Consider the following 24,930-nt stretch of genomic DNA (forward strand, 5'->3'; position numbering starts at 1 on the left):
TCTTGGCTTTCAGTTAGACACACACGTACTTATCCGTCGGACACACCACCGTCACCTCTGACGCAGTAGCGCGGGGGTCGCAGGAGGCACCGTGCTCACCGCGTTCGCCCGGGCGTTCAAGACGCCCGACCTGCGCAAGAAGCTGCTCTTCACGCTCGGCATCATCGTGATCTACCGGCTCGGGACGCATATCCCGATTCCGGGCATCGACTACAAGAACGTCCAGACCTGTATCGACGCGGCCAATGCCAACCAGGGCCTGTTCGGTCTGGTCAACATGTTCAGTGGCGGCGCGCTCCTGCAGATCACGATCTTCGCGCTCGGCATCATGCCGTACATCACGGCGAGCATCATCCTGCAGCTGCTGACCGTGGTGATCCCGCGTCTGGAAGCCCTCAAGAAAGAGGGCCAGGCGGGCACGGCCAAGATCACGCAGTACACGCGCTACCTGACCATCGCGCTGGCGATCCTGCAGGGCACCGGCCTGGTGGCCACCGCCCGCACCGGCACCCTGTTCCAGGGCTGCCCGGTCGCCTCGGAGATCGTCCCCGACCAGTCGATCTTCGTCACCATCACGATGGTCATCACCATGACCGCCGGTACGGCCACCGTCATGTGGCTCGGTGAGCTCATCACCGACCGCGGCATCGGCAACGGCATGTCGATCCTGATGTTCATCTCGATCGCCGCGACCTTCCCGGCCGCCCTGTGGGGCATCAAGAAGTCGGGTGACCTGGCCGGCGGCTGGATCGAGTTCGGCACCGTCATCCTCGTCGGCCTGTTCATGGTCGGCCTGGTGGTCTTCGTCGAGCAGGCACAGCGCCGCATTCCGGTGCAGTACGCGAAGCGCATGATCGGCCGCAGGTCCTACGGCGGCACGTCGACGTACATCCCGCTGAAGGTCAACCAGGCGGGCATCATCCCTGTGATCTTCGCCTCGTCGCTGCTCTACATCCCGGCGCTCGTCGCCCAGTTCGCCGGTGGTCAGTCCGGTTGGAAGACGTGGATCGAGCAGAACCTGACCAAGGGTGACCACCCGATTTACATCGTCACCTACTTCGTCCTGATCGTCTTCTTCGCCTTCTTCTACGTGGCGATCTCCTTCAACCCGGAGGAAGTCGCGGACAACATGAAGAAGTATGGTGGCTTCATCCCGGGCATCCGGGCTGGCCGACCGACCGCTGAGTATCTGAGCTACGTACTCAACCGGATCACCTGGCCGGGCTCGCTGTATCTGGGTCTGATCGCTCTTGTGCCAACGATGGCGTTGGTCGGCTTCGGGGCCAACCAGAACTTCCCCTTCGGTGGAACGAGCATCCTCATCATCGTGGGTGTGGGCCTGGAGACCGTGAAGCAGATCGAGAGCCAGCTCCAGCAGCGCAACTACGAAGGGTTCCTCCGCTGATGCGAATCGTCCTCGTCGGGCCGCCCGGTGCCGGCAAGGGAACGCAGGCCGCGTTCCTTGCCAAGAACCTGTCGATCCCGCACATCTCCACGGGCGACCTCTTCCGCGCCAACATCAGCCAGCAGACGGAGCTCGGCAAGCTGGCCAAGTCCTACATGGACGCCGGCAACCTCGTCCCGGACGAGGTGACCATCGGCATGGCCAAGGACCGCATGGCCCAGGCCGACGCGGAGAACGGCTTCCTGCTGGACGGCTTCCCGCGCAACGTGTCGCAGGCCGAGGCCCTGGACGAGGCCCTCAAGGCCGACGGCCAGAAGCTGGACGCGGTCCTCGACCTGGAGGTCCCCGAGGACGAGGTGGTCAAGCGCATCGCGGGCCGCCGCATCTGCCGCAACGACTCCAGCCACGTCTTCCACGTGACGTACAGCCCGCCGAAGCAGCAGGACGTCTGCGACGTCTGCGGCGGCGAGCTCTACCAGCGCGGCGACGACAAGGAAGAGACCGTGCGCAAGCGGCTCGACGTCTACCACCGCGAGACCGAGCCGATCATCGATCACTACAAGGCGCAGGGCCTGGTCGTCACGATCTCGGCCCTCGGCAAGGTGGACGAGGTCACGCAGCGGGCGATGTCCGCCCTCCAGGGCGAGAACGCCTGACACGGATGTGACTGGGCCGCGGCACCCCGGGCGGGTGCCGCGGCCCAGCTGTGGGCGGGGCGCGAGGGGCACTGCCGCGGCCGTATCGTGGTGAGTGCTCCTCGTATGCCGTACGTCGTACTCGTAGGTTCAGAAAGGCTCAGGCCCGGACATGGTGCAGATCAAGACTCCCGAGCAGATCGCCAAGATGCGTGCGGCGGGACTTGTCGTCGCCGCCATCCACCAGGCCACGCGGGCGGCGGCCGTGCCGGGCGCCACCACCAAGGACCTGGACGACGTGGCGCGCAAGGTGATCGCCGAGCACGGTGCCAAGTCGAACTTCCTCGGGTACGGCGGCTTCCCCGCGACCATCTGCACCTCGAAGAACGAGGTCGTCGTGCACGGCATCCCGAGCGACGAGGTCGTCCTGGAGGACGGCGACATCATCTCCATCGACGCGGGCGCGATCGTGGACGGCTGGCACGGCGACGCCGCCTTCACCGCGTTCGTGGGCAGCGGTCACGCTCCGGAGCTGGTCGAGCTGTCCCGGGTGACCGAGGAGTCGATGTGGGCCGGCATCGCGGCCATGAAGCTGGGCAACCGGCTCGTCGACGTCTCCCGCGCCATCGAGACGTACATCCGCCGTCAGCCGCGGCCCGCGTCCGGCAAGTACGGGATCATCGAGGACTACGGCGGCCACGGCATCGGCACCGAGATGCACATGGACCCGCACGTGCTGAACTACGTGGAGCGGCGGCGCGGGCGCGGCCCCAAGCTGGTGCCCGGGTTCTGCCTCGCGATCGAGCCGATGGTGTCGCTCGGTACCGCGAAGACCGAGGTCCTGTCGGACGACTGGACGGTCATCACCACGGACGGCACGTGGTCCTCGCACTGGGAGCACTCGGTCGCGCTGACCGAGCAGGGGCCGCTGGTGCTCACCGCGCCCGACGGGGGCAAGGCGAAGCTCGCCGAGTACGGCGTCACCGCTGCGCCCGACCCGCTGGGCTGAGGCCTGCCGGGCCGCGCCCCGGTCCACGTTTGTGCGGCGTCTGGGCACAGTGGGTGAGGGCTGCCGCGGTGCCGCTTAAGGATCTTCCCGGGCGGGCATTCTTTCTCGATTCGTCTTTCCGGGTGCACTGACGTAGACTGACGCGTCGGCTCTCGTGCATCCGCATGTCTGCGTCTCCGCAGAGAGTCGATCAAGGTAGTCGATTCGAAGGGCGAAGCGTGGCCAAGAAGCAAGGTGCCATCGAGATCGAGGGCACTGTCGTCGAGTCTCTGCCGAACGCCATGTTCAAGGTCGAGCTCCAGAACGGCCACCAGGTCCTGGCACACATCAGCGGCAAGATGCGCATGCACTACATCCGCATCCTCCCTGACGACCGGGTCGTGGTGGAGTTGTCTCCGTACGACCTGACGCGTGGCCGGATCGTCTACCGGTACAAGTAGATCTTGCCTGTATCCCGCTCCGGCGGGGTGGTGGCACTGACCCGGAGAACCTCACACCCATGAAGGTCAAGCCGAGCGTCAAGAAGATCTGCGACAAGTGCAGGGTGATCCGCCGTCACGGCCGGGTCATGATCATTTGCGACAACCCGCGCCACAAGCAGCGCCAGGGCTGACGCACGTACTGCACTCGCAGATTTTCGCGCGACGCACGTAACAGCACATATGCAGGACCCGTCCCTCTCTAGGTCCATCAGGTAATGGAGGGCGACACCCCCGGTCGGAGGCCGGGGACCCAGTACGTACCTCATACGGCGGCTGGGAGTGGTTCTGCTGAAGACCTCCGTAGATTCACAGGAGCCATGAATGGCACGCGTTGAAGGTGTTGACCTCCCGCGCGACAAGCGCATCGAGGTCGCCCTCACCTACGTGTTCGGCATCGGCCGGACGCTGTCCCAGCAGACGCTGGACGCCACTGGTGTCGACCGCAACACCCGTGTTCGCGACCTGACCGAGGACGACCTCGTCAAGATCCGCGAGTACGTGGACCAGAACGTCAAGACCGAGGGTGACCTCCGTCGCGAGATCCAGGCCGACATCCGCCGCAAGGTCGAGATCGGCTGCTACCAGGGTCTGCGCCACCGTCGTGGCCTGCCCGTCCGCGGTCAGCGCACCAGCACCAACGCTCGCACCCGCAAGGGCCCGCGTCGCGCCATCGCCGGTAAGAAGAAGCCGGGCAAGAAGTAGTCCTCGCTCAGCGGTCTATCGACAGCTGACGCTGCAGGACCGACCACCTCCCGTAGGAGTTAAAGATGCCCCCCAAGGGTCGTCAGGGCGCTGCCAAGAAGGTGCGCCGCAAGGAAAAGAAGAACGTCGCTCACGGCCACGCGCACATCAAGAGCACGTTCAACAACACGATCGTGTCCATCACGGACCCGACCGGCAACGTGATCTCCTGGGCCTCCGCCGGCCACGTCGGCTTCAAGGGCTCGCGCAAGTCCACCCCGTTCGCCGCGCAGATGGCCGCCGAGTCGGCCGCGCGTCGCGCGCAGGAGCACGGCATGCGCAAGGTCGACGTCTTCGTGAAGGGTCCGGGCTCCGGCCGCGAGACCGCGATCCGCTCCCTCCAGGCCACGGGCCTCGAGGTCGGTTCGATCCAGGACGTCACGCCGACCCCGCACAACGGCTGCCGTCCGCCCAAGCGTCGCCGCGTCTGACGTTCGCTTGACTTGAGGTTTTCGGGCGGTACGGCTCCTTTGGGCCGTACCGCCCGTACCCTTGTACTACTCAGGGCATCAAATAGTGGGTGCCCCTGACTGAAGGAATCGCTACATGCTGATCGCTCAGCGTCCCTCGTTGACCGAAGAGGTCGTCGACGAGTTCCGCTCCCGGTTCGTCATCGAGCCGCTGGAGCCGGGCTTCGGCTACACCCTCGGCAACTCCCTGCGTCGTACGCTCCTCTCCTCGATCCCGGGTGCGGCTGTCACGTCCATCCGCATCGACGGTGTCCTGCACGAGTTCACCACCGTGCCGGGCGTCAAGGAGGACGTCACCGACCTCATCCTCAACATCAAGCAGCTGGTCGTCTCCTCGGAGCACGACGAGCCGGTCGTGATGTACCTGCGCAAGCAGGGCCCGGGTCTGGTCACCGCCGCCGACATCGCGCCGCCGGCCGGTGTCGAGGTGCACAACCCCGACCTCGTCCTCGCCACGCTCAACGGCAAGGGCAAGCTGGAGATGGAGCTGACCGTCGAGCGCGGTCGCGGCTACGTCTCCGCCGTGCAGAACAAGCAGGTCGGCCAGGAGATCGGCCGCATCCCGGTCGACTCCATCTACTCGCCGGTCCTCAAGGTGACCTACAAGGTCGAGGCCACCCGAGTCGAGCAGCGCACCGACTTCGACAAGCTGATCGTCGACGTCGAGACCAAGCAGGCCATGCGCCCGCGCGACGCCATGGCGTCCGCCGGCAAGACCCTGGTCGAGCTGTTCGGTCTGGCCCGCGAGCTCAACATCGACGCCGAGGGCATCGACATGGGTCCGTCCCCGACGGACGCCGCGCTCGCCGCCGACCTGGCGCTGCCGATCGAGGAGCTGGAGCTCACGGTCCGCTCCTACAACTGCCTCAAGCGTGAGGGCATCCACTCCGTGGGTGAGCTCGTCGCCCGCTCCGAGGCCGACCTCCTGGACATCCGCAACTTCGGTGCGAAGTCCATCGACGAGGTCAAGATGAAGCTCAACGGCATGGGTCTGGCCCTCAAGGACAGCCCGCCCGGATTCGACCCGACCGCTGCGGCGGACGCCTTCGGCGCGGATGACGACGCGGATGCGGGTTTCGTCGAGACTGAGCAGTACTAAGAGCTCGGGACTGACGGTCTGATTTTGGCTGCGCGCGCGTTGTGGTTGCGCGCGCAGTTCCCCGCACCCCTTACGGGGCGCGGGTCCACTGACCCCGGTACCTGATACGGCCGGGGCAGATCACTAGGAGAAACACCATGCCGAAGCCCACCAAGGGTGCCCGTCTGGGCGGCAGCGCCGCGCACGAGAAGCTGATGCTGGCGAACCTCGCCAAGGATCTCTTCGAGCACGGCCGCATCACCACGACCGAGGCGAAGGCCCGCCGCCTGCGTCCGTTCGCGGAGCGTCTGGTCACCAAGGCGAAGAAGGGCGACCTTCACAACCGCCGTCAGGTGCTCCAGGTCATCACGGACAAGAGCGTCGTCCACACGCTCTTCGCCGAGATCGGCCCGCGCTACGAGAACCGCCCGGGTGGCTACACCCGTATCACCAAGATCGGTAACCGCCGTGGCGACAACGCGCCCATGGCCGTCATCGAGCTGGTGGAGGCCCTGACCGTGGCCCAGCAGGCCACCGGTGAGGCCGAGGCGGCGACGAAGCGCGCCGTCAAGGAAGACGCCCTGAAGAAGGACGAGGCCGTCGAGGCCAAGTCCGACGAGGCTGTCGAGGCCCCGGCCGAGGAGTCCAAGGACGCCTGAGTCCTTTCTCCGCGTCAGCGGAGGTGATCCGGACGCCTGAGGCTGAGCCTTCGGAAGCGGGTCAGGAGCGGGTCCGCCCTTCGGGGCGGGCCCGCTTTCGCGTTCCTGAGAGGATCTGTGTGTGAGTGAGGAAGTGAAGCCCGGGTTCGTCCGGGTGCGCCTTGATCTGTCGTACGACGGCCGGGACTTTTCCGGGTGGGCGAAGCAGCGCGAAGGCCAGCGGACCGTCCAGGGCGAGATCGAGGACGCGCTGCGCACGGTCACGCGGTCGAGCGAGACGTACGAGCTGACCGTGGCCGGGCGGACCGACAGCGGGGTGCACGCGCGCGGCCAGGTCGCGCACGTCGACCTGCCGGAGGGCCTGTGGGCCGAGCACCGCGAGAAGCTGCTGCGGCGGCTCGCCGGGCGGCTGCCCCACGACGTGCGGATCTGGCGGGCGGAGGAGGCTCCGGCCGGGTTCAACGCGCGGTTCTCGGCGATCTGGCGGCGGTACGCGTACCGCGTGACCGACCATCCCGGCGGCGTCGATCCGCTGCTGCGCGGTCACGTCCTGTGGCACGACTGGACGCTCGACCTGGACGCGATGAACGAGGCCGCGCGGGCGCTCATCGGCGAGCACGACTTCGCCGCGTACTGCAAGCGGCGCGAGGGGGCGACGACCATCCGCACGCTCCAGGAGCTGCGCTGGGAGCGGCGTCCCGACGGGATCCTCGAAGCGACCGTGCGGGCGGACGCCTTCTGCCACAACATGGTGCGGTCCCTGGTGGGGGCCATGCTGTTCGTGGGGGACGGGCACCGGCCGCCGGACTGGCCGGGCAAGGTGCTCGCGGCGGGGGTGCGGGACTCGGCGGTGCACGTGGTGCGGCCGCACGGGCTCACGCTCGAAGAGGTCGGCTATCCGGCGGACGAGCTGCTCGCGGCGCGCAGCGCGGAGGCGCGGAACAAGCGGTCGCTGCCGTCGGCGGGTTGTTGCTGAGCTCTGGATAGAGCGTTCGTTCTACTCGGGGTTGTTGGCGGCGGCGGAGGCCTGTGCCTCGCCGCGGCGGTTGATCTGGTTGAAGGCGAAGCGGGCGAGGTCGTCGCCGACCTCGTACGCCTTGCGGTCCTTCTCCGTGACGTCCTTGCCGCCGAGGAAGCCGGTCGTCGTGAAGTACGCGTAGCGGCCGTACGCGTTGTACGTGCCGCGGCAGACGGCCGTGCGGCAGAACGTGGCGACGCCCTTGCCGGGCAGCGAGGTGACCAGGCCCTTGTCGGCCTGCTTCTTGACCTCGGCGGCCTGGGCCTCGGTGCCGAAGACGGCCACGCCGACGGTGACGGCGATGCCGTTGCGGGCGTAGGTGACGCGCATCAGCTTGGTGCACTTGTTCTTGGTGAGGACCCGGCCGAGGACCGGCTGGGTCACCGAGGCGCACCGCTTGGTGTCGGCGGTGGCGCCCTTCTTGTAGACCTTGTCGCCGGAGGTCAGCTTCGTGCCGGGGAAGAGGATCGCGGCGCTCAGGGGCGCCTTGTCCTTGTCCGCGTCGGAGATGTAGTCCTTCGGGTCCGGCGGGGGCGGGGGAGTGGTCGCCTCGAAGGACGGCTCCGGGGCCGAGGAGGCGCCGGGGATGTCCGGTGACGAGGGCAGTTCGTTCGCGGGCTTGTTGGAGGCGGCGGCGTCGTCGCCGTTCGCGGAGACGACGGCGACGGCCACGGCCGTGGCGACGCCGATGGTGGCGAGGGCGCCGCCGCCGAGGAGGAGCCATTTGCGGCGACGGGCGCGCTTCTCGGAGGCTTCGGCCAGCGCCGCCCAGTCCGGGGTCTGAGAGCCCCCCGGACCCCACTGAGGTCCCCCTTGCCCAAAGCTCATGCGCGGCATCTTAGACGGGGCGGTGGGGATGTTGAGCCGGGGCCGGGGCGGGTTCTCGCCCTAGCCTGAGCCGCATGAACGCGGGCAAACGTGATGTTTCCGGTGGTACGGGGTGGTGGCTGCGGCCCGCCGCGTGGCAGGCGTGGGCGGTGCTCGGGGTGGTCCTCGGCGCGCTCGTGCTGCGCGTCGCCTGCCGCGTGCCGGACGGCGGCATGGACAACGGGATCGTGGTGCGGGCGGCCGGGGCCTGGCTCGAAGGGCGCTCTCCGTACGCGGACCGGCACTTCCTGTACCTCCCGGGGGCCGTGCTCGCGGCGGTGCCGCAGGCCGTGCTGCCGCAGGGGGTGGTGCGGGTCCTCGTGCCGGTGGGGGTGGTGGCGGCCCTCGCGGGCGGCTGGGCGGGTGCGCTGCGCATCCACGGGGTGCCGTTGGGGAGCCGCTTCGCGGTGTTCGGCCTGCTCGGGCTCGCCCTGGGCTTCGCGCCCTTCGGGCACCTGGTGGAGCTCGGGAACTGGACCGTGGCGTCGGCGGCCGCGCTGCCGCTGGCGCTGCTGTGCGTGTGCCGGGGCCGGTGGGGGCGGGCCGGGGCGGTGCTCGGGGTCGCGGTGGCCGTGAAGCCGCTCCTGGTGCCGGTGCTGCTCCTCTTCGTCTTCGCGCGGCGGTGGCGGGAGCTGGGGATCGCGGTGGGCGTGCCGGTCGCGGTCTCCGCCGCCGCGGCGCTCCTGCTGCCCGACCCGGCGGGCTTCCTCACCCGTACGCTCCCTTTCCTCCTGCGCGGCGGCGACAGCTTCGTCCGGCTCTACGAGGCCTCGCCGGCGGCCGTGCTGCCGCGGCTCGGGGTGCCGGGGGTGGCGGCGTCGTTCGTGGCGGGGGCGGGGGCCGTGGTGGGGGTGTGGTGTGCGTGGCGGCGGTGGGGACGCGGGGACGCGGGGGCGGGGCGGGTCGTGGAGACGGCGGTGGCCCTGATGCTGGCCGCGTTCCTGGTGTCCCGGCCCTCGTACGACCACTATCTGCTGGTCGTGGTGCCGCTGCTCCTCGCGGGGGCGGGGGAGGCGGGGGCCGTGGTGCGCGGGGCCGGGTTCTGGGTGGCGCTGGTGCCGCAGGTGCCGGGGTTCGCGTGGGTGGGGCTCGAGCCGGGGGTGCGGCGGGCCTTCAAGGATTGCGTCACGCTCTGTGTGCTGGCCTTCGCGGTCGCGCGGTGCTGTCTGCGGCCGAGGGCGGTTACTGTGGATGACGCAGGACCGGCAGGACCGCCCGAGGCGGCGGGGTCGGCGGTGCCGGTCTCCAGGGCCGCGTTTTGACCCATACGGGGCGGCGCGGGTAGTCTCGGGGACTGATACGTATTGGCTTCCTCGTTCTCACGCGAAAGGGCCCTTACGTAGGTTCCCTGGAGCAGTTACCAGTGGCTCGCATACGGGCAGCGTCCCCGGCATTGTGAGCCCCAGCTGCATGATCGCTTCCTGGGTGCCGTGTGTCTGGACCCCATCCACTGAAGAAGCGAAGGCTACGAAGTGCGTACGTACAGCCCCAAGCCCGGCGACGTGACCCGTCAGTGGCACGTCATCGACGCCCAGGACATCGTCCTGGGACGTCTGGCGACCACCGCCGCCTCTCTCCTGCGCGGCAAGCACAAGCCGATCTACGCGCCCCACGTTGACACCGGTGACTTCGTCATCATCATCAACGCCGACAAGGTGCACCTGTCCGGCAACAAGAAGACCCAGAAGATGGCCTACCGCCACTCTGGCTACCCGGGCGGCCTCCGTTCGGTCCGCTACGACGAGCTGCTCGAGAAGAACCCCGAGAAGGCCGTCGAGAAGGCCGTCAAGGGCATGCTCCCGAAGAACTCGCTGGGCCGTCAGATGCTCTCGAAGCTGAAGGTCTACAAGGGTGACCAGCACCCGCACGGCGCGCAGCAGCCGCAGCCGTTCGAGATCACCCAGGTCGCGCAGTAAGTCCGGCCACCCCCTAAGACGAAGAGAATCTGAGGATCATCGTGGCCGAGACCACCGCTGAGCAGCCGATCGACGAGACCGTCGACATCGAGCACTACACCACCGAGTCCGAGGCGCCCGTCGAGGGCGAGTACACCTCGGAGTCGAACGCCGCGCGCTTCGGCGACCCGCAGCCGGCCGCCGGCCTGGGCCGTCGCAAGAACGCCATCGCCCGCGTCCGGATCGTCCCGGGCACCGGCAAGTGGAAGATCAACGGTCGCACCCTTGAGGACTACTTCCCCAACAAGGTGCACCAGCAGGAAGTCAACGAGCCGTTCAAGGTCCTCGAGCTCGAGGGCCGCTACGACGTCGTCGCCCGCATCGCGGGTGGCGGTGTCTCCGGTCAGGCCGGCGCCCTGCGCCTCGGCGTGGCCCGCGCCCTGAACGAGGCCGACGTGGACAACAACCGCGGCGCCCTCAAGAAGGCCGGCTTCCTCAAGCGCGACGACCGTGCGGTCGAGCGCAAGAAGGCCGGTCTCAAGAAGGCCCGCAAGGCCCCGCAGTACAGCAAGCGCTAAACATCGCTGCCTGCTAGTACTCACGAACGCCTCGGCGGCACCCTGTGTGCTGCCGGGGCGTTTCGTTTATCAGCGCCCCGTCGATCCGGGGTGGACGCTCGGAATGTCGGAATGTTCGGAGGACAGCAGTGGGACGACTCTTCGGCACGGACGGTGTGCGCGGTGTCGCCAACGCCGATCTGACGGCGGAGCTCGCGCTCGGTCTCTCGGTCGCCGCGGCGCACGTGCTCGCCGAAGCGGGCACCTTCGAGGGCCATCGCCCGACAGCGGTGGTGGGGCGTGACCCGCGCGCGTCCGGGGAGTTCCTGGAGGCCGCGGTCGTCGCGGGCCTGGCGAGCGCGGGCGTGGACGTCCTGCGCGTGGGCGTGCTGCCCACCCCGGCGGTGGCCCATCTCACCGCCGCGCTCGGCGCCGACCTCGGTGTGATGCTGTCCGCCAGCCACAACGCCATGCCCGACAACGGCATCAAGTTCTTCGCGCGCGGCGGCCACAAGCTGGCCGACGACCTGGAGGACCGCATCGAGTCCGTCTACGAGGAGCACCGCACCGGCGCTCCCTGGGAACGGCCCACCGGCGCCGGGGTCGGCCGTGTCACCTCGTACGACCAGGGGCTCGACCAGTACGTGGCGCATCTGATCGGCGTACTGCCGAACCGCCTCGACGGGCTGAGGATCGTCCTGGACGAGGCACACGGGGCCGCCGCCCGGGTCTCCCCGGAGGCCTTCGCGCGCGCGGGCGCCGAGATCGTCACCATCGGCGCGTCCCCCGACGGCCTGAACATCAACGAGGGCTGCGGCTCGACCCATCTGGAGCTGCTCCGGGCCGCCGTCGTCGAGCACGGCGCCGACCTCGGCATCGCGCACGACGGCGACGCCGACCGCTGCCTCGCCGTGGACCACACGGGCGCCGAGGTCGACGGCGACCAGATCCTCGCCGTGCTCGCGCTCGGCATGCGCGAGCGCGGTGTGCTGCGCCGCGACACCGTTGTCGCCACAGTCATGTCAAATCTGGGCTTCAAGCTGGCCATGGAGCGCGAGGGCCTGAAGTTCGTGCAGACCGCCGTCGGCGACCGGTACGTCCTGGAGGAGATGAAGGCCAGCGGCTACGCGCTCGGCGGCGAGCAGTCCGGGCACGTCATCGCCCTGGACCACGCCACCACCGGCGACGGCACCCTCACCGGCCTGCTGCTCGCGGCCCGCGTCGCCGAGACCGGCCGCAGCCTCAAGGACCTGGCCGCCGTCATGGAGCGGCTGCCGCAGGTCCTCATCAACGTGCCGGACGTGGACCGGACCCGGGTGCGGACCTCGACGGAGCTGGCCACCGCGGTCGCCGACGCCGAGCGCGAGCTGGGCGAGACCGGCCGGGTGCTGCTGCGCCCCTCCGGCACCGAGCCGCTGGTGCGCGTGATGGTGGAGGCCGCCGACATCGAGCAGGCCCGCTCGGTGGCCGGGCGCCTCGCGGACGTGGTGAAGTCCGCGCTCGGTTAGGGAAGGCCGAACTTCTTCGCGGTGCGTTCGCGCTGCCGGGCCCAGAGCAGCTTCTGGGCGAGCAGCGTGAACGTACCGGCGAGGACGATGCCGAGCAGATTGAGCAGGAGCTGCTCGGTGGAGCCCCAGGCCTGGCGGTACTCGTCGTAGCTGAAGGCCACCGCGGCGTTCGCCGCCGCCGGGACCGTCGTCACCGAGATGGCGACGCCCACGAGCGCGCCCGACTTCGCCGACGTCAGCGACAGGGTGCCCGCCGCGCCCGCGAGGACGGCCACGACGAAGGAGAACCAGTCGGGCCGGTAGATGAAGTTGGTGTTGGGCCGCTTGGCCTCCAGCGCCGCCTGGTCGAAGAGATCGACCGCGTCCATGAAGAAGCTGAACGCCACCGTGACCGCCATGGCGATCGCGAAGCCCGCGATCAGCGCGGTCAGGGAGCGCAGCGCCAGGCGCGGGGCGCGCTGCACGAGCGCCGTGCAGAAGCCCGCGAGCGGGCCGAACTCCGGGCCCACCGCCATCGCGCCCACGATGAGGATCGCGTTGTCGAGGACGACGCCGCAGGCGGCGATCATCGTGGCGAGCGTGATGAAGGCGACGTACGTGACGGAGAGCGTGGACTCCTCGTGCGTGGCGTCCGCCAGGTGCTCCCACAGGACCGCGTCCGCGCCCTCGCCCGGCGCCTCGTCCTCCGCCTTGTCGGCCCGCAGGGACAGCGACAGGTCGATGTTCTCCAGGGCGATCGAGCCGTGCTTGTCGATCTCCAGGGCGCGCAGGCCGCCGAGCAGCTCGTCGCCCGCCTCCCGGGCCACGTCGCACATCACGATGTCGCCCGACGGGTTGCGGGCCGCGCCCGGCACGACGGCGAGGTGGGTCGTACCGGGCGTCTTCTCGATCAGACGCACCACGGCGTCCGTTCGGTCCGCCGGGGTGATCAGGCGCAGATGGAGCATGCCCGCACCTTAACGCCCCGCTGACGCGTCCCCTTCAGAGTTCGCGCGGGCCGGTTCAGAGCTTGCGCAGGCTGAGCCGGCGCACCTTGTGGTCGGGGCCCTTGCGGATGATGAGCGTGGCGCGGCCGCGCGTGGGCGCCACGTTCTCCACCAGGTTCGGCTTGTTGATGGTCCGCCAGGTGGTGCGGGCGTAGTCGAGCGCCTCCTCCTCGGAGACCTGCGTGTACTTCCGGAAGTACGACGACGGGTTCTGGAAGGCGGTCTCGCGCAGCTTGCGGAACCGGTTCAGGTACCAGCGCTCGATGTCCTCGGTGCGGGCGTCGACGTACACGCTGAAGTCGAAGTAGTCGGCCAGGCCCACGCGGGTGCGGCCGTCCTTGCCGGGCAGGGCGGGCTGCAGCACGTTCAGCCCCTCGACGATGAGGATGTCGGGGCGGCGGACCGTCAGGCGCTGGCCGGGCACGATGTCGTAGATCAGGTGCGAGTAGACCGGTGCCGTCACCTCGTCCTTGCCCGCCTTGACGTCGGCGACGAAGCGGGTCAGTGCCCTGCGGTCGTACGACTCCGGGAAGCCCTTGCGCGACATCAGGCCGCGCGCCTGGAGCTCCTTGGTGGGCAGCAGGAAGCCGTCCGTCGTCACCAGCTCCACGCGCGGGTGCTCGGGCCAGCGCGAGAGCAGGGCCTGGAGCAGCCGCGCCACCGTCGACTTGCCCACGGCGACGGAACCCGCGACCCCTATGACGAAGGGCGTGCCCGACTGGGAGCCCTTCACGCCGGTGTCGCCCAGGAAGGTGTTGAGCGCTCCGCGCAGGCCGTCGGTGGCGCCCACGTAGAGGTTGAGGAGGCGGGAGAGCGGGAGGTAGATGTCCCGCACCTCGTCGAGGTCGATGACGTCGCCGAGGCCGCGCAGCTTCTCCAGCTCGGCGGCGGTCAGGGGCAGCGGCGTCTTTTCGCGCAGCGCGCTCCACTCGGAACGGGTGAGGTCGACGTAAGGGGTCGCCTCCGGCTTGTGCCGGTTGGCGCCCCGTGGCGGCGAGGAGACCAAAGAGATCACAGTCCATTGTTACGGCAGTTTGAACGTCCGTGCGGGTGGGGTGTGTCACCTCTCTCCTGTCCGGGGCCCTCCGATCTCTCCTGTCCGGGGCCCTCCGATCCGTTCGGGCTCCTCCGTCGTTGTGGTGGTGCTTCGGCGCTACGGCCTTCGTGGTTAGCTGCCGCCGTGATTATTGGTGTGGGTATCGACGTCGCCGAGATCGACCGGTTCGCCGCGTCCCTGGAGCGGACGCCGGGGATGCGGGAACGGCTCTTCGTGGAGCAGGAGTTGTTCCTGCCCAGCGGTGAGCCGCGCGGGGTCGCGTCCCTCGCCGCCCGGTTCGCCGCCAAGGAGGCGCTCGCCAAGGCCCTCGGCGCGCCGCCCGGGCTGCGCTGGACCGACGCCGAGGTGTACGTGGAGGAGACCGGGCAGCCCCGCCTGCGGGTCTCCGGGACCGTGGCCGCGCGGGCCGAGGCGCTGGGGGTGCGCGGGTGGCACGTGTCCCTGAGCCACGACGCGGGCGTGGCCTCCGCGGTCGTCATCGCCGAGGGGTAGCCCCTGCCGCGGTGCTGCCGGGGCGCGCGGTGTGCGCGAGACTTGGTGGATGCGTACTGCGTATCGCGTGGAGGACGTACGGGCGGCCGAGCGCGCGCTGATGGCGCGGGTTCCCGAAGGGGCGCTGATGCAGCGGGCCGCGGCGGGGCTCGCCGTGGCCTGCGGGCAATTGCTCGGGAAGGTGTACGGGGCGCGTGTCGTGCTCCTGGTCGGCAGCGGGGCCAACGGCGGTGACGCGCTCCATGCCGGGGCGCGGCTCGCTCGGCGCGGGGGCGGGGTGACGGCCGTGCTGCTCTCGCCGGAGCGGGCTCATGCGGGCGGGCTCGCGGCGTTGCGGGGGGCCGGGGGGCGGGTGGTCGACGGCTCGGGGGGCGGTTCCGGCCCTGCCTTCGCCTCCCTTTCGGGTGCCGACCTTGTTGTCGACGGGATCGTGGGCATCGGCGGCAAGGGCGGCCTGCGGCCCGGCGCCGCCGAACTCGCCCGTGCCGCCGAGGAGTCCGGGTCCCTGGTCGTGGCCGTCGACCTGCCGAGCGGGGTCGACGCCGACACCGGCGAAGTGCGCGGCGCGGCCGTGCGCGCGGACGCGACCGTGACGTTCGGCGCGTACAAGCCCGGGCTCCTCGTCGATCCCGCCCGGGAGTACGCCGGGGCCCTGCGGCTCGTGGACATCGGGCTCGGTGCTGAACTCTCCGCGTACGCGCCCGCGGTGGAGGCCCTGCAGTACGCCGATGTGGAGCAGCTTCTTCCGGTTCCGGGGGCCGAGAGCGACAAGTACCGGCGCGGGGTCCTCGGCGTCGTCGCCGGGTCCGCCCGCTACCCGGGCGCGGCCGTCCTCACCGTCGCCGGCGCGCTGCGCGGGGGCGCCGGGGCCGTGCGGTACGTGGGGCCCGCCGCGGACGCCGTCATCGCCCGCTTCCCCGAGGCGCTGGTGTCGGCGGGGCCGGTGCCCAAGGCCGGGCGCGTGCAGGCCTGGGTGGTGGGGCCGGGGCTCGGGGACGGGCACGGGGACGCGGGGGAGCGGCTGCGGGACGTGGTCGCCGCGGAGGTGCCCGTGCTCGTCGACGCGGACGGGCTGCGGCTCGTGGACGCCTCGGCCGTGCGGAGGCGGGGCGCGCCGACGCTGCTCACCCCGCACGCGGGGGAGGCGGCCGCGCTGCTCGGGGTGGGGCGGGCGGAGGTCGAGGCGGCCCGGCTCGACGCGGTGCGGGAGCTGGCCGGGCGGTACGGGGCCACGGTGCTGCTCAAGGGGTCCACGACGCTGGTCGCCGGGGCCGGCGGGGGTGTCGTGCGGGTCAATCCGACGGGGACCGGGTGGCTGGCCACCGCGGGGAGCGGGGACGTGCTGTCGGGGCTTGCCGGGGCGCTGCTCGCGGCGGGGCTCGGGGCTCGGGACGCGGGGGCGGTGGGGGCGTTTCTGCACGGGCTCGCGGGGCGGCTCGCGGCCGAGGGGGCGCCGGTGGGCGCGCAGGACGTGGCGGAGGCCGTTCCGGCGGCCTGGCGGGACGTGCGGCGCGGCTAGCGCGGGGCGCCGCCATTCTGGGGTGCGTCGCCTTCCCTGGGGTGCGTCGCCTTCCCTGGGGTGCGTCGCCTTCCCTGGGGTGCGTCGCCTTCCCTGGGGTGTGACGCCTCCCGGGGTGCGTCGTTCGTCTGCGCCTGCGTCGTGGTGTGCCGTCCGGCCGTGGTGGGGCGGGGCCGCCCCGGTATGTCCGTCCTCGCCGTCACCTGCGCGGGTCGGCCTCCCCGCGCGACGCGGCGCACTCGGGGTGCTCCGGGCGGACATACCGGTGCGTCCCCTCATGTTTCGTCGGCGGCTTTCCGTCGGTGGGGCGGACGTTCGGTGTTCTTCCGGTGGTGGTGATTTGTCCCGTACGTGCCATGTGGGGTGGCTCTTCGGCGGGGTTCTCTTCCGCTCTGAGAGACTGTTCGACGATGACTGATACTGCACTGCCGCGCGTGCGCGCTGAGATCGACCTCGCTGCCCTTCGGGCCAACGTGCGGACGCTGCGTGCGCACGCGCCCGGTGCCGCGTTCATGGCCGTCGTGAAGGCGGACGGGTACGGGCACGGAATGGTGCCGTGTGCCAAGGCCGCGTTGGACGCGGGGGCCGACTGGGTCGGGACCGCCACGCCGGAGGAGGCGCTCGCGCTGCGGGCCGCGGGTGTCGGTGGGCGCGTGATGTGCTGGCTGTGGACGCCGGGGTCGCCCTGGCGGGAGGCCGTCGAGGCGGACATCGACGTGTCGGTGAGCCGGGTGGAGGCCCTGGCCGAGGTCGTCGCCGCCGCGCGGGCCGTCGGGCGCACGGCCCGGGTGCAGCTCAAGGCCGACACCGGTCTCGGGCGCAACGGGTGCATGCCCGAGGACTGGCCGGAGCTCGTGCGCGAGTCCCTGCGCGCGGAGGCCGACGGCCTGGTGAAGGTCACGGGCCTGTGGTCGCACTTCGCCTGCGCCGACGAGCCGGGGCACCCCTCGATCGCCGGGCAGCTGCGGACGTTCCGGGAGATGGTCGGGTACGCCGAGGGGGCGGGGCTCGACCCCGAGGTGCGGCACATAGCCAACTCCCCGGCCACGCTCACCCTGCCCGAGACGCACTTCGACCTGGTGCGGCCGGGCATCGCGATGTACGGGGTCTCGCCCAGCCCCGAGATCGGGACGCCCGAGGACTTCGGCCTGCGCCCGGTGATGACGGTCGCCGCGGCCCTGGCCCATGTGAAGCGCGCCCCGGCCGGGCACGGGGTGAGCTACGGGCACCTCTACACCACGGCGGGCGAGACGACCCTCGGCCTCGTGCCCGCGGGCTACGGGGACGGCATCCCGCGGCACGCCTCCGGCACGGGTCCGGTGCTCGTCGGCGGCAAGTGGCGGACCGCCGCCGGGCGGATCGCCATGGACCAGTTCGTGGTGGACCTCGGCGGTGACGAGCCCGAGGTCGGCGCGGAGGCGGTGCTCTTCGGGCCCGGCGACCGCGGGGAGCCCACCGCCGAGGACTGGGCGCGGGCCGCGGGCACCATCGCGTACGAGATCGTGACGCGCATCGGGTCGCGCGTCCCGCGCGTCTATGTGAACGAGCGGCCGGGCACCGGCGACTGAAGAGGAGCGGCACGTGGGCGAGGGCAGCACGGGGGCGGCCGCCGAGGTGGTCGAGGCGGTGGCGGGACGGCCGGGCGCCGCGGTGACGACGTGGCGGCGGGCCGGGGTCGCGGGCGCCGCCATAGGAGTCATCGCGGCGGGCGCCGCGGCCGGGGTCGCCATCGAGCGGCTCACGGTCGGGCGCGGCATGCGCAAGAAGGCCCGTCTCGCCCTCGACGCCTCGGGGCCGTACGGCTCGCTGCGCGGCACACCCGGCAAGGCGTACGCCGATGACGGCACGGAGCTCGCCTTCGAGGTCGACGAGGTGGGTGTCGAGGGCCCGCAGGCCGCTCGGCGGCGTCGGCTGTTCGGGCGGCGGGCGCCCGCCCCCGTCACCGTCGTGTTCAGCCACGGCTACTGCCTCAGCCAGGACTCCTGGCACTTCCAGCGCGCCGCCCTGCGCGGCGTCGTCCGGGCCGTGTACTGGGACCAGCGCAGCCACGGGCGCTCGGGGCGCGGCGCGGCCCGGCTGCGCGACCGCGAGCCGGTCACCATCGACCGGCTCGGCCGGGACCTGAAGGCCGTCATCGACGCGGCCGCGCCCGAGGGGCCGCTGGTCCTCGTCGGGCACTCCATGGGCGGCATGACGACGATGGCCCTCGCCGACCAGTTCCCGGAGCTGATCCGCGAGCGCGTGGTCGGTGTCGCCCTCGTCGGTACGTCCGCCGGCGGGCTCGGGGAAGTCAACTTCGGGCTCCCGGTGGCGGGGGTGAACGCCGTACGGCGCGTGCTGCCCGGCGTCCTGCGGGCGCTCGGCTCGCAGGCCGAGCTGGTGGAGCGCGGGCGGCGGGCCACGTCCGACCTGTTCGCGGGCATCATCAAGCGGTACTCGTTCTCGTCGAAGGACGTCGACCCGGCGGTCGCGCGGTTCGCGGAGCGGATGATCGAGTCCACGCCGATCGACGTGGTCGCGGAGTTCTACCCGGCGTTCACCGAGCACGACAAGGCCGACGCCCTCAAGCACTTCGCCGAGCTGCCCGTGCTCGTGCTCGCCGGGGACAAGGACCTGGTCACGCCGAGCGAGCACAGCGAGGTGATCGCCGATCTGCTGCCGGACGCGGAGCTCGTCCTGGTGCCGGACGCCGGTCACCTGGTCATGCTGGAGCACCCGGAGGTGGTCACCGACCGCCTGGCGGACCTGCTGGCACGGACGGGCGCGGTCGGCACCGGCTGACCGGTTAACGTGGGGCCCATGGAAGCACCGCACAGCCCCGCCGTCCCCGCCGCCACCCTGAAGATCGCCGTCAACTCCCCAGAGCAGATGGGCGAGTTGGGCCGCCGCCTGGCCAAGATCCTGCGCCCGGGCGATCTCGTCATGCTCACCGGCGAGCTCGGCGCGGGCAAGACGACGCTGACGCGCGGCCTCGGCGAGGGCCTCGGCGTGCGCGGTGCCGTCACCTCGCCGACCTTCGTCATCGCCCGCGTCCACCCGCCCCTCGGCGACGGTCCCGCCCTGGTGCACGTGGACGCGTACCGCCTGGGCGGCGGGCTCGACGAGATGGAGGACCTGGACCTGGACGTGTCGCTTCCGGACTCCGTGGTCGTCGTCGAGTGGGGCGACGGCAAGGTCGAGGAGCTGTCGGACGACCGGCTGCACCTGGTCATCCACCGGGCCGTGGGAGACACCACGGATGAGGGACGCGAGATCACGGTGCACGGGATCGGGGCGCGCTGGCAGGACGCCGATCTGAGCGTCCTGGCCGTCTGATTCCTCCCCGGCTGTCTGATTCCTTCCTGGCCGTGTGAGTCCTTCCTGGCTGTGTGAGTCCTCCCTGGCCGTTTGAGTCCTCCCCGGCCGTCTGAGTCCTCCCCGGCCCGTCCCGGTTGTTCCCGGCCCGTCTGAGGTCGGTCCCGGCCCGTCCCGGTCGGTTCCGGTTGTTCTCCGGCCCGTCCCGGTCGGTTCCGGTCGTTCCGCGGCCCGTCCCGGTCGTTCCCCGGCTGCTCGGGTTTGTTCTCGTCGCCCCGGCCGGTTCGTCCTTGCTGCCGCCGCCGGTCGTTCTTGTCGGCCCTGCCGGGGACTGTTCCCGTCCACATTTTCCGACAAGGCGTCGGTAAGATGTTGCGTGGCGGGTGCCGGGCGTGTTCACATGGATACCGGTACTGGTTAGGTCTACCTAACCACGTCTGCTCCCGAAGCCTCAGGAGGCGTCCATGCCGGCTTCAGAACGAGACGTACAGCCCCGGCCGCAGGGGCTGACGGCGCAGCCGTCCAGTTGCTCGATGCGTGAGCTGCTCGCGTCGTGCGCCGCCGCGAGCGCCGTCTCCACGCCTCCGGCCGCGCCCGTGCCCCAGGAAGCCCCCGTGGACGAACCGCGGCGCGACGCCGCGTAGCGGGGCTACTTGACGACGACGACCGTCGTCTCGATGGTCGCGAAGTCCCACATCGCGTTGCCGTCCTCGCGGGAGGAGCGGATGCCGCCGGTCTTCTTCGCGGGGTCCGGCTTCTCCGTGGAGCCGTTGAGCGCCGCGCTGAACCCGACCGTTATGCCGTCGACCGTCGTGAAGCGCACGACGTGCTCGACCTGCCTGCCGTCCGAGCCGGTGACCTGGCCCTGGCGCGAGGTGACCTCGTAGGTGCCGGGCTCGGGGTCGACGGTGCTCGGCGTGACCCGGTACGTGCGCTTCGCCTTGCCGGAGTCACCGACCAGCCAGACCCGGTCGTCCTCCAGCGAGTACACGACCCGTTTGCCGGTGCCCGAGCGGTCCGGAAGGGCCAGCGAGCCGCCCTTGCCCTTGGGGGACTTCGTGGGGGTCGTGGGGGACTTGTCCGGCCGCGCGTTCAGGTCGTCCGGCGCGCTCGCGGAGGCCTGGTAGGCGAGGAATCCGACCACGGCGAGGGCGGCGGCGGTGAGCCCGGCCACGAATCCCGAGCTGGTCCTGGACACTGAGCCACCTTCCCTACGTACGGCTATGGAGTGACGGTAGCAGCAGGCGCACCCCTGGCCGGTGCGGCCGTGCGCGGGGCCTCGGAGCCGTAGGCTGTTCGCGTGCTCTTGCTCGCTCTGGATACCGCAACCCCCGCCGTCACCGTCGCGCTGCACGACGGCACGTCCGTCGTCGCCGAGTCGAGTCAGGTCGACGCGCGCCGCCACGGCGAGCTGCTGCTGCCCGCCGTCGACCGCGTCCTCGCCGACGCGGGCGTGAGACTCGACGCGGTCACCGCCGTCGTCACCGGGGTCGGCCCCGGGCCGTACACCGGTCTGCGGGTGGGCCTGATGACGGCCGACACCTTCGGCCTCGCGCTCGGCGTGCCCGTGTACGGGGTGTGCACGCTCGACGGTCTGGCGTACGCCTCGGGGATCGAGGACGGCCCCTTCGTCGTGGCCACCGACGCGCGCCGCAAGGAGGTCTACTGGGCCAGGTACGAGGACCCGCGCACGCGCGTCTCGGGGCCCGCCGTGGACCGGCCCGCCGACATCGCCGAGCAGGTCGCCGGACTTCCGGCCGTCGGCGCGGGCGCCACGCTCTACCCGGACACCTTCCCCGACGCCCGCGGGCCCGAGCACGTGGCGGCCGCCGCCCTGGCCGCGCTCGCCGCCGGGAAGCTGGCCGCGGGCGAGGAGCTCCTGGAGCCGCGCCCGCTGTACCTGCGCCGCCCGGACGCGCAGGTGCCCAAGAACTACAAGGTGGTCACCCCCCAGTGACCACCGTGACGACCCACGCCGCCGTGCTGCGCGAGATGCGCTGGTGGGACATCGACCCCGTCCTCGCCCTCGAGAAGGAGCTCTTCCCGGAGGACGCCTGGTCGCGCGGCATGTTCTGGTCCGAGCTCGCGCACGCGCGCGGGCCGGGCTCGACGCGCCGCTATCTGGTGGCGTACGACGGCGAGCGCCTGGTCGGCTACGGCGGGCTCGCGGTGGCGGGCACCGACTCCGACGGCGGCGACGCGCTGGCCGCCGACGTGCAGACCATCGCCGTGGCCCGGGACCAGTGGGGCACCGGGCTCGGCGCGCGGCTGCTCACCGAGCTCCTGCGGTACGCGACCGCCTTCGAGGCCACCGAGGTGATGCTCGAGGTGCGGGTGGACAACACCCGGGCGCAGAAGCTGTACGAGCGCTTCGGGTTCGAGCCGATCGGCTTCCGCCGCGGCTATTACCAGCCGGGGAACGTGGACGCGCTGGTGATGCGCCTCTCGGACCCCTCAGCCCTGCCGCAGGCCCCGCACCCCTCCCCGAACGGCCGGGCCGACGGCCCCGTGAACGGCGTACAAGGAACCGAGATCCATGGCTGACCTCCGCGACGAGCCCCTCGTCCTCGGCATCGAGACCTCCTGCGACGAGACCGGCGTCGGCATCGTGCGCGGCACCACGCTGCTCGCCGACGCCGTCGCCTCCAGCGTCGACGAGCACGCGCGCTTCGGCGGCGTCGTGCCCGAGGTCGCCTCGCGCGCGCACCTGGAGGCGATGGTCCCGACGATCCAGCGCGCCCTGAAGGACGCGGGCGTCGCCGCCTCCGACCTCGACGGGATCGCCGTCACCGCGGGGCCCGGCCTCGCGGGCGCGCTGCTCGTCGGCGTCTCGGCCGCGAAGGCGTACGCGTACGCGCTCGGCAAGCCGCTGTACGGCGTGAACCACCTGGCCTCGCACATCTGCGTGGACCAGCTGGAGCACGGTGCGCTGCCCGAGCCGACGATGGCGCTCCTCGTGTCCGGGGGGCACTCCTCGCTGCTGCTCTCCACCGACATCACCTCCGACGTCCGGCCGCTTGGAGCGACCATCGACGACGCCGCGGGGGAGGCCTTCGACAAGATCGCTCGGGTGCTGAACCTGGGCTTCCCGGGCGGTCCCGTCATCGACCGGTACGCGCGCGAGGGCGACCCCGAGGCGATCGCCTTCCCGCGCGGTCTGACCGGCCCGCGCGACCCCGCGTACGACTTCTCCTTCTCCGGCCTGAAGACGGCCGTGGCACGCTGGATCGAGGCCAAGCGGGCCGCGGGCGAGGACGTGCCGGTGCGGGACGTGTCCGCGTCCTTCCAGGAGGCGGTCGTCGACGTGCTCACCCGCAAGGCGGTCAGGGCCTGCAAGGACGAGGGCGTCGACCACCTGATGATCGGCGGCGGCGTCGCCGCGAACAGCCGCCTCCGCGCGCTCGCCCAGGAGCGCTGCGAGCGCGCGGGCATCCGCCTGCGGGTGCCGCGGCCCAAGCTCTGCACGGACAACGGCGCGATGGTCGCCGCGCTCGGCGCGGAGATGGTGGCGCGCAATCGGCAGCCGTCCGACCTCGGGCTCTCGGCGGACTCCTCCCTGCCGGTGACGGAGCCGCACGTGCCGGGCGCGCACGCCCACACCCACGATCACGACCACGTGCACGAGGTCAGCAAGGACAACCTCTACTCATGAGCGTCGCGCTGATGTGGGAGGCCCGCGCCGCCGAGGGGCGCGGGCCCGAGCTGCTCGCCTGGGCGCGCGCCCAGGACCTCGCGGCCGCGCCGGTGCGCCGGGAGACCTTCCGCGCGCCCCAGGACCGCGTCCTCGTCATCACCTGGTGGGACGCCGCGTACGACGCCGAGCTGCCGGAGCTGCCCGCGCCGCCCGGGGACCTGGTGTCCCGCGCGCCGCACCGCTGGCGCTTCGAGCCCGTCGACTCCTAGCCGTCCTCCGCGGGGGCGGGGGCCGGGTGCCCCACGAGCATGGTGGGCGCGCCCGCGACCCGGGTGAGGAAGACCGTGGCGGAGCGGGGGCCCCGGGGCTTCACCTTGCGGCGGAGCTCCTCCGGCTCCACGGCCGAGCCCCGCTTCTTGACCGTGAGCACGCCGACCTCCCGCTCCCGAAGGAGCGCCTTCAGCTTCTTCACGTTGAACGGCAGCTGGTCCGTGATCTCGTACGCGCTGGCGTACGGCGTCGTGCGGGCCACGTCGGAGGTGACGTAGGCGATCGTCTCGTCGACGAGCCCGCCCTCGACCCGTGCGGCGACCTCCGCGACGAGGTGGGCGCGGATGACGGCGCCGTCCGGCTCGTACAGATAGCGGCCGACGGGGCGCACAGCGGGGTCCGGAAGCATGGTCGCGCGCCCCGCGCACAAAGTGGCGCGTGAGGGCAGGAGGGTTGCCCGGTGCGAGCCGGGCGCATCCGTGCCGAACCACAGCACCGCCTCCTTCACGTCCCCGCCGTCCGAGATCCACTCGGCCTCCGCCTCCTCGGGCACCGCCTCGTGCGGGATGCCGGGGGCGATCTTCAGGGCCGCGCGCGGGGCCTTCCTCGCGGCCGCCACCGCCCAGGACAGCGGGGGCGAGTACGCCTCCGGGTCGAAGATCCGCCCGCCCGTCGCCCGACCACCGCCCCTCAACGACGGGCTTCGCCGGGCCCCTCCCTGTCCGCCGCCGCGCCGCGCGGGGTCCACGAAGACCGCGTCGTACCCGGCCGTGTCCACCTCCGTGACATCCGCCTCGCGGACCTCGATGAGGTCCTCCAGACCGAGGGCGGCGGCGTTCGCGCGGGCGACCGCGCAGGTCAGCGGGTCGCGGTCGACGGCGACGACCTCGATTCCGGCGCGCGCGAGCGCGAGCGCGTCGCCGCCGATGCCGCCGCACAGATCGGCGATCCGCCGCACGCCGAGCTCCTTGAACCGCTCCGCCCGGTACGTCGCGACGGACGCGCGCGTGGACTGCTCGACGCCGTTCGGCGTGAAGAACATCCGCGCGGCGTCCCCGGCGCCGAACTTCGCCACCGCCCGCTGCCGCAGCCGCGCCTGGGCGAGCGCCGCCGAGACCAGATCGGCGGGGTGGTCGCGGCGCAGCCGGGTCGCGACCGCGAGCTCCGCGGCCGGTTCGACATCCCGTACGGCGTCGAGGAGGGCGGTGCCCTCGGCGGTGAGGAGCGCGGCGAAGGCCGTCGTGGAGGGCTGCGGATCGTGCGGAGCGTTCACGGGCCCATTGTGGGCCAGTCGGTGGAAGGTGCGCGTCCGGCGGCGGTGTCGAGCCCTCGGCAGGGCTCTGAACTGCGAGGA

At 71.4% G+C, this 24,930-nt stretch carries 29 protein-coding genes; 24 read left to right on the forward strand and 5 right to left on the reverse strand.

The features are described 5' to 3' along the window. The first annotated feature begins 91 nt into the window (after positions 1 to 91). The 10 genes from secY to truA all read left to right on the forward strand — a co-directional run bounded on the left by secY (position 92) and on the right by truA (position 7,455). Positions 92 to 1,405 (forward strand): preprotein translocase subunit SecY, encoded by a 1,314-nt coding sequence (secY, locus tag MQV74_RS24740; RefSeq protein WP_242721167.1) that lies wholly within the window; start codon positions 92 to 94, stop codon positions 1,403 to 1,405. Further along, complete coding sequence (locus MQV74_RS24745) at positions 1,405 to 2,061, forward strand: adenylate kinase (protein WP_242721170.1); 657 nt, start codon at positions 1,405 to 1,407, stop codon at positions 2,059 to 2,061. Before secY ends, MQV74_RS24745 begins: the two co-directional genes overlap by 1 nt. A gap of 151 nt (positions 2,062 to 2,212) precedes the next feature. Beyond that, positions 2,213 to 3,049: a type I methionyl aminopeptidase gene (gene map / locus MQV74_RS24750; protein WP_242721174.1), complete on the forward strand. Its 837-nt coding sequence runs from the start codon at positions 2,213 to 2,215 to the stop codon at positions 3,047 to 3,049. A gap of 218 nt (positions 3,050 to 3,267) precedes the next feature. Then, positions 3,268 to 3,489 (forward strand): translation initiation factor IF-1, encoded by a 222-nt coding sequence (gene infA, locus MQV74_RS24755; RefSeq protein WP_003948620.1) that lies wholly within the window; start codon positions 3,268 to 3,270, stop codon positions 3,487 to 3,489. A gap of 59 nt (positions 3,490 to 3,548) precedes the next feature. Next, complete coding sequence (gene rpmJ, locus MQV74_RS24760) at positions 3,549 to 3,662, forward strand: 50S ribosomal protein L36 (protein ID WP_003948619.1); 114 nt, start codon at positions 3,549 to 3,551, stop codon at positions 3,660 to 3,662. 190 nt (positions 3,663 to 3,852) lie between these two features. Continuing rightward, entirely contained in the window at positions 3,853 to 4,233 is a 381-nt protein-coding gene (gene rpsM, locus MQV74_RS24765; RefSeq protein WP_242721177.1) for a 30S ribosomal protein S13, read from the forward strand. Between the two features lie 65 nt (positions 4,234 to 4,298). Further along, entirely contained in the window at positions 4,299 to 4,703 is a 405-nt protein-coding gene (rpsK, locus tag MQV74_RS24770) for a 30S ribosomal protein S11 (protein ID WP_003948617.1), read from the forward strand. A 115-nt stretch (positions 4,704 to 4,818) separates the two neighbouring features. Then, positions 4,819 to 5,841, forward strand: a complete 1,023-nt coding sequence (locus MQV74_RS24775; protein ID WP_016645160.1) for a DNA-directed RNA polymerase subunit alpha — start codon at positions 4,819 to 4,821, stop codon at positions 5,839 to 5,841. A 137-nt stretch (positions 5,842 to 5,978) separates the two neighbouring features. Further along, positions 5,979 to 6,479, forward strand: coding sequence for a 50S ribosomal protein L17 (gene rplQ, locus MQV74_RS24780; RefSeq protein WP_242721179.1), 501 nt, complete (start codon positions 5,979 to 5,981; stop codon positions 6,477 to 6,479). A 121-nt stretch (positions 6,480 to 6,600) separates the two neighbouring features. Continuing rightward, positions 6,601 to 7,455, forward strand: coding sequence for a tRNA pseudouridine(38-40) synthase TruA (gene truA / locus MQV74_RS24785; RefSeq protein WP_242721181.1), 855 nt, complete (start codon positions 6,601 to 6,603; stop codon positions 7,453 to 7,455). A gap of 21 nt (positions 7,456 to 7,476) precedes the next feature. Here truA and MQV74_RS24790 read toward each other — a convergent pair whose 3' ends face one another. Continuing rightward, complete coding sequence (locus MQV74_RS24790) at positions 7,477 to 8,325, reverse strand: hypothetical protein (RefSeq protein ID WP_242721184.1); 849 nt, start codon at positions 8,323 to 8,325, stop codon at positions 7,477 to 7,479. A 74-nt stretch (positions 8,326 to 8,399) separates the two neighbouring features. Between MQV74_RS24790 and MQV74_RS24795 the strand changes: the two genes are divergently transcribed. The 4 genes from MQV74_RS24795 (at position 8,400) to glmM (ending at position 12,324) form a co-directional block, all read left to right on the forward strand. After that, positions 8,400 to 9,626 carry a glycosyltransferase 87 family protein gene (locus tag MQV74_RS24795; protein WP_242721185.1) on the forward strand — a complete coding sequence of 409 codons (1,227 nt, stop codon included), beginning with the start codon at positions 8,400 to 8,402 and terminating at the stop codon, positions 9,624 to 9,626. A 210-nt stretch (positions 9,627 to 9,836) separates the two neighbouring features. Beyond that, positions 9,837 to 10,280, forward strand: a complete 444-nt coding sequence (gene rplM / locus MQV74_RS24800; RefSeq protein WP_172384587.1) for a 50S ribosomal protein L13 — start codon at positions 9,837 to 9,839, stop codon at positions 10,278 to 10,280. A 41-nt stretch (positions 10,281 to 10,321) separates the two neighbouring features. Next, the gene (gene rpsI, locus MQV74_RS24805) at positions 10,322 to 10,837 is read left to right on the forward strand and encodes a 30S ribosomal protein S9 (protein WP_138961328.1); all 516 of its coding nucleotides are present in this window, start codon (positions 10,322 to 10,324) and stop codon (positions 10,835 to 10,837) included. A gap of 128 nt (positions 10,838 to 10,965) precedes the next feature. After that, entirely contained in the window at positions 10,966 to 12,324 is a 1,359-nt protein-coding gene (gene glmM / locus MQV74_RS24810; RefSeq protein WP_242721188.1) for a phosphoglucosamine mutase, read from the forward strand. On the opposite strand, the gene MQV74_RS24815 is transcribed toward glmM, so the two are convergent. Both MQV74_RS24815 and coaA read right to left on the reverse strand, forming a co-directional pair. Continuing rightward, positions 12,321 to 13,271, reverse strand: coding sequence for a DUF389 domain-containing protein (locus MQV74_RS24815; protein ID WP_242721190.1), 951 nt, complete (start codon positions 13,269 to 13,271; stop codon positions 12,321 to 12,323). The two genes, glmM and MQV74_RS24815, sit on opposite strands and share 4 nt — an antisense overlap. A gap of 55 nt (positions 13,272 to 13,326) precedes the next feature. Beyond that, positions 13,327 to 14,325 carry a type I pantothenate kinase gene (gene coaA / locus MQV74_RS24820; protein WP_242721192.1) on the reverse strand — a complete coding sequence of 333 codons (999 nt, stop codon included), beginning with the start codon at positions 14,323 to 14,325 and terminating at the stop codon, positions 13,327 to 13,329. 165 nt (positions 14,326 to 14,490) lie between these two features. Between coaA and MQV74_RS24825 the strand changes: the two genes are divergently transcribed. The 6 genes from MQV74_RS24825 to MQV74_RS24850 all read left to right on the forward strand — a co-directional run bounded on the left by MQV74_RS24825 (position 14,491) and on the right by MQV74_RS24850 (position 20,316). Continuing rightward, on the forward strand, positions 14,491 to 14,859 hold the full coding sequence (locus MQV74_RS24825; RefSeq protein ID WP_242721194.1) for a holo-ACP synthase: 369 nt from the start codon (positions 14,491 to 14,493) through the stop codon (positions 14,857 to 14,859). A 49-nt stretch (positions 14,860 to 14,908) separates the two neighbouring features. Then, complete coding sequence (locus MQV74_RS24830; RefSeq protein WP_242721196.1) at positions 14,909 to 16,378, forward strand: NAD(P)H-hydrate dehydratase; 1,470 nt, start codon at positions 14,909 to 14,911, stop codon at positions 16,376 to 16,378. A 410-nt stretch (positions 16,379 to 16,788) separates the two neighbouring features. Continuing rightward, the gene (gene alr / locus MQV74_RS24835; protein WP_242721198.1) at positions 16,789 to 17,946 is read left to right on the forward strand and encodes an alanine racemase; all 1,158 of its coding nucleotides are present in this window, start codon (positions 16,789 to 16,791) and stop codon (positions 17,944 to 17,946) included. Positions 17,947 to 17,959: 13 nt separating this feature from the next. Beyond that, positions 17,960 to 19,159 carry an alpha/beta fold hydrolase gene (locus MQV74_RS24840; protein ID WP_374120680.1) on the forward strand — a complete coding sequence of 400 codons (1,200 nt, stop codon included), beginning with the start codon at positions 17,960 to 17,962 and terminating at the stop codon, positions 19,157 to 19,159. An 18-nt stretch (positions 19,160 to 19,177) separates the two neighbouring features. Further along, positions 19,178 to 19,693, forward strand: a complete 516-nt coding sequence (tsaE, locus tag MQV74_RS24845; protein WP_138961336.1) for a tRNA (adenosine(37)-N6)-threonylcarbamoyltransferase complex ATPase subunit type 1 TsaE — start codon at positions 19,178 to 19,180, stop codon at positions 19,691 to 19,693. 443 nt (positions 19,694 to 20,136) lie between these two features. Further along, on the forward strand, positions 20,137 to 20,316 hold the full coding sequence (locus MQV74_RS24850) for a hypothetical protein (protein ID WP_138961337.1): 180 nt from the start codon (positions 20,137 to 20,139) through the stop codon (positions 20,314 to 20,316). Positions 20,317 to 20,321: 5 nt separating this feature from the next. Here the strand turns inward: MQV74_RS24850 and MQV74_RS24855 are convergent, their stop codons facing one another. Beyond that, positions 20,322 to 20,870 carry a hypothetical protein gene (locus MQV74_RS24855; protein WP_242721200.1) on the reverse strand — a complete coding sequence of 183 codons (549 nt, stop codon included), beginning with the start codon at positions 20,868 to 20,870 and terminating at the stop codon, positions 20,322 to 20,324. 102 nt (positions 20,871 to 20,972) lie between these two features. On the opposite strand from MQV74_RS24855, the gene tsaB reads away from it, so the two are divergent. From tsaB to MQV74_RS24875, 4 genes are read left to right on the forward strand one after another with little or no spacing between them, the layout of a single operon-like run. Next, positions 20,973 to 21,629, forward strand: coding sequence for a tRNA (adenosine(37)-N6)-threonylcarbamoyltransferase complex dimerization subunit type 1 TsaB (gene tsaB, locus MQV74_RS24860; protein WP_242721203.1), 657 nt, complete (start codon positions 20,973 to 20,975; stop codon positions 21,627 to 21,629). A 35-nt stretch (positions 21,630 to 21,664) separates the two neighbouring features. Further along, entirely contained in the window at positions 21,665 to 22,216 is a 552-nt protein-coding gene (gene rimI / locus MQV74_RS24865) for a ribosomal protein S18-alanine N-acetyltransferase (RefSeq protein ID WP_242729096.1), read from the forward strand. Then, on the forward strand, positions 22,209 to 23,324 hold the full coding sequence (tsaD, locus tag MQV74_RS24870) for a tRNA (adenosine(37)-N6)-threonylcarbamoyltransferase complex transferase subunit TsaD (RefSeq protein WP_242721206.1): 1,116 nt from the start codon (positions 22,209 to 22,211) through the stop codon (positions 23,322 to 23,324). Before rimI ends, tsaD begins: the two co-directional genes overlap by 8 nt. After that, a complete protein-coding gene (locus MQV74_RS24875) occupies positions 23,321 to 23,575 on the forward strand; it encodes a hypothetical protein (protein ID WP_242721209.1) in 255 nt (84 codons plus the stop codon). Before tsaD ends, MQV74_RS24875 begins: the two co-directional genes overlap by 4 nt. Here MQV74_RS24875 and MQV74_RS24880 read toward each other — a convergent pair. Beyond that, positions 23,572 to 24,849: a class I SAM-dependent methyltransferase gene (locus MQV74_RS24880; RefSeq protein ID WP_242721212.1), complete on the reverse strand. Its 1,278-nt coding sequence runs from the start codon at positions 24,847 to 24,849 to the stop codon at positions 23,572 to 23,574. The genes MQV74_RS24875 and MQV74_RS24880 overlap by 4 nt on opposite strands. Between the last annotated feature and the right edge of the window lie 81 nt (positions 24,850 to 24,930).

Source organism: Streptomyces sp. AN091965 (assembly GCF_022698285.1).
Taxonomy (GTDB): domain Bacteria; phylum Actinomycetota; class Actinomycetes; order Streptomycetales; family Streptomycetaceae; genus Streptomyces.

Coding starts and splice junctions, on each gene's coding strand:
- MQV74_RS24775 (WP_016645160.1), top strand. CDS start 4,819: ATGCTGATCGCTCAGCGTCCCTCGTTGACCGAAGAGGTCGTCGACGAG.
- rpsM (WP_242721177.1), top strand. CDS start 3,853: ATGGCACGCGTTGAAGGTGTTGACCTCCCGCGCGACAAGCGCATCGAG.
- tsaE (WP_138961336.1), top strand. CDS start 19,178: ATGGAAGCACCGCACAGCCCCGCCGTCCCCGCCGCCACCCTGAAGATC.
- alr (WP_242721198.1), top strand. CDS start 16,789: ATGACTGATACTGCACTGCCGCGCGTGCGCGCTGAGATCGACCTCGCT.
- rplQ (WP_242721179.1), top strand. CDS start 5,979: ATGCCGAAGCCCACCAAGGGTGCCCGTCTGGGCGGCAGCGCCGCGCAC.
- map (WP_242721174.1), top strand. CDS start 2,213: ATGGTGCAGATCAAGACTCCCGAGCAGATCGCCAAGATGCGTGCGGCG.
- MQV74_RS24795 (WP_242721185.1), top strand. CDS start 8,400: ATGAACGCGGGCAAACGTGATGTTTCCGGTGGTACGGGGTGGTGGCTG.
- MQV74_RS24875 (WP_242721209.1), top strand. CDS start 23,321: ATGAGCGTCGCGCTGATGTGGGAGGCCCGCGCCGCCGAGGGGCGCGGG.
- rimI (WP_242729096.1), top strand. CDS start 21,665: ATGCGCTGGTGGGACATCGACCCCGTCCTCGCCCTCGAGAAGGAGCTC.
- MQV74_RS24830 (WP_242721196.1), top strand. CDS start 14,909: ATGCGTACTGCGTATCGCGTGGAGGACGTACGGGCGGCCGAGCGCGCG.
- MQV74_RS24745 (WP_242721170.1), top strand. CDS start 1,405: ATGCGAATCGTCCTCGTCGGGCCGCCCGGTGCCGGCAAGGGAACGCAG.
- rpmJ (WP_003948619.1), top strand. CDS start 3,549: ATGAAGGTCAAGCCGAGCGTCAAGAAGATCTGCGACAAGTGCAGGGTG.
- MQV74_RS24850 (WP_138961337.1), top strand. CDS start 20,137: ATGCCGGCTTCAGAACGAGACGTACAGCCCCGGCCGCAGGGGCTGACG.
- MQV74_RS24815 (WP_242721190.1), bottom strand. CDS start 13,271: ATGCTCCATCTGCGCCTGATCACCCCGGCGGACCGAACGGACGCCGTG.
- MQV74_RS24790 (WP_242721184.1), bottom strand. CDS start 8,325: ATGAGCTTTGGGCAAGGGGGACCTCAGTGGGGTCCGGGGGGCTCTCAG.
- tsaD (WP_242721206.1), top strand. CDS start 22,209: ATGGCTGACCTCCGCGACGAGCCCCTCGTCCTCGGCATCGAGACCTCC.
- rpsK (WP_003948617.1), top strand. CDS start 4,299: ATGCCCCCCAAGGGTCGTCAGGGCGCTGCCAAGAAGGTGCGCCGCAAG.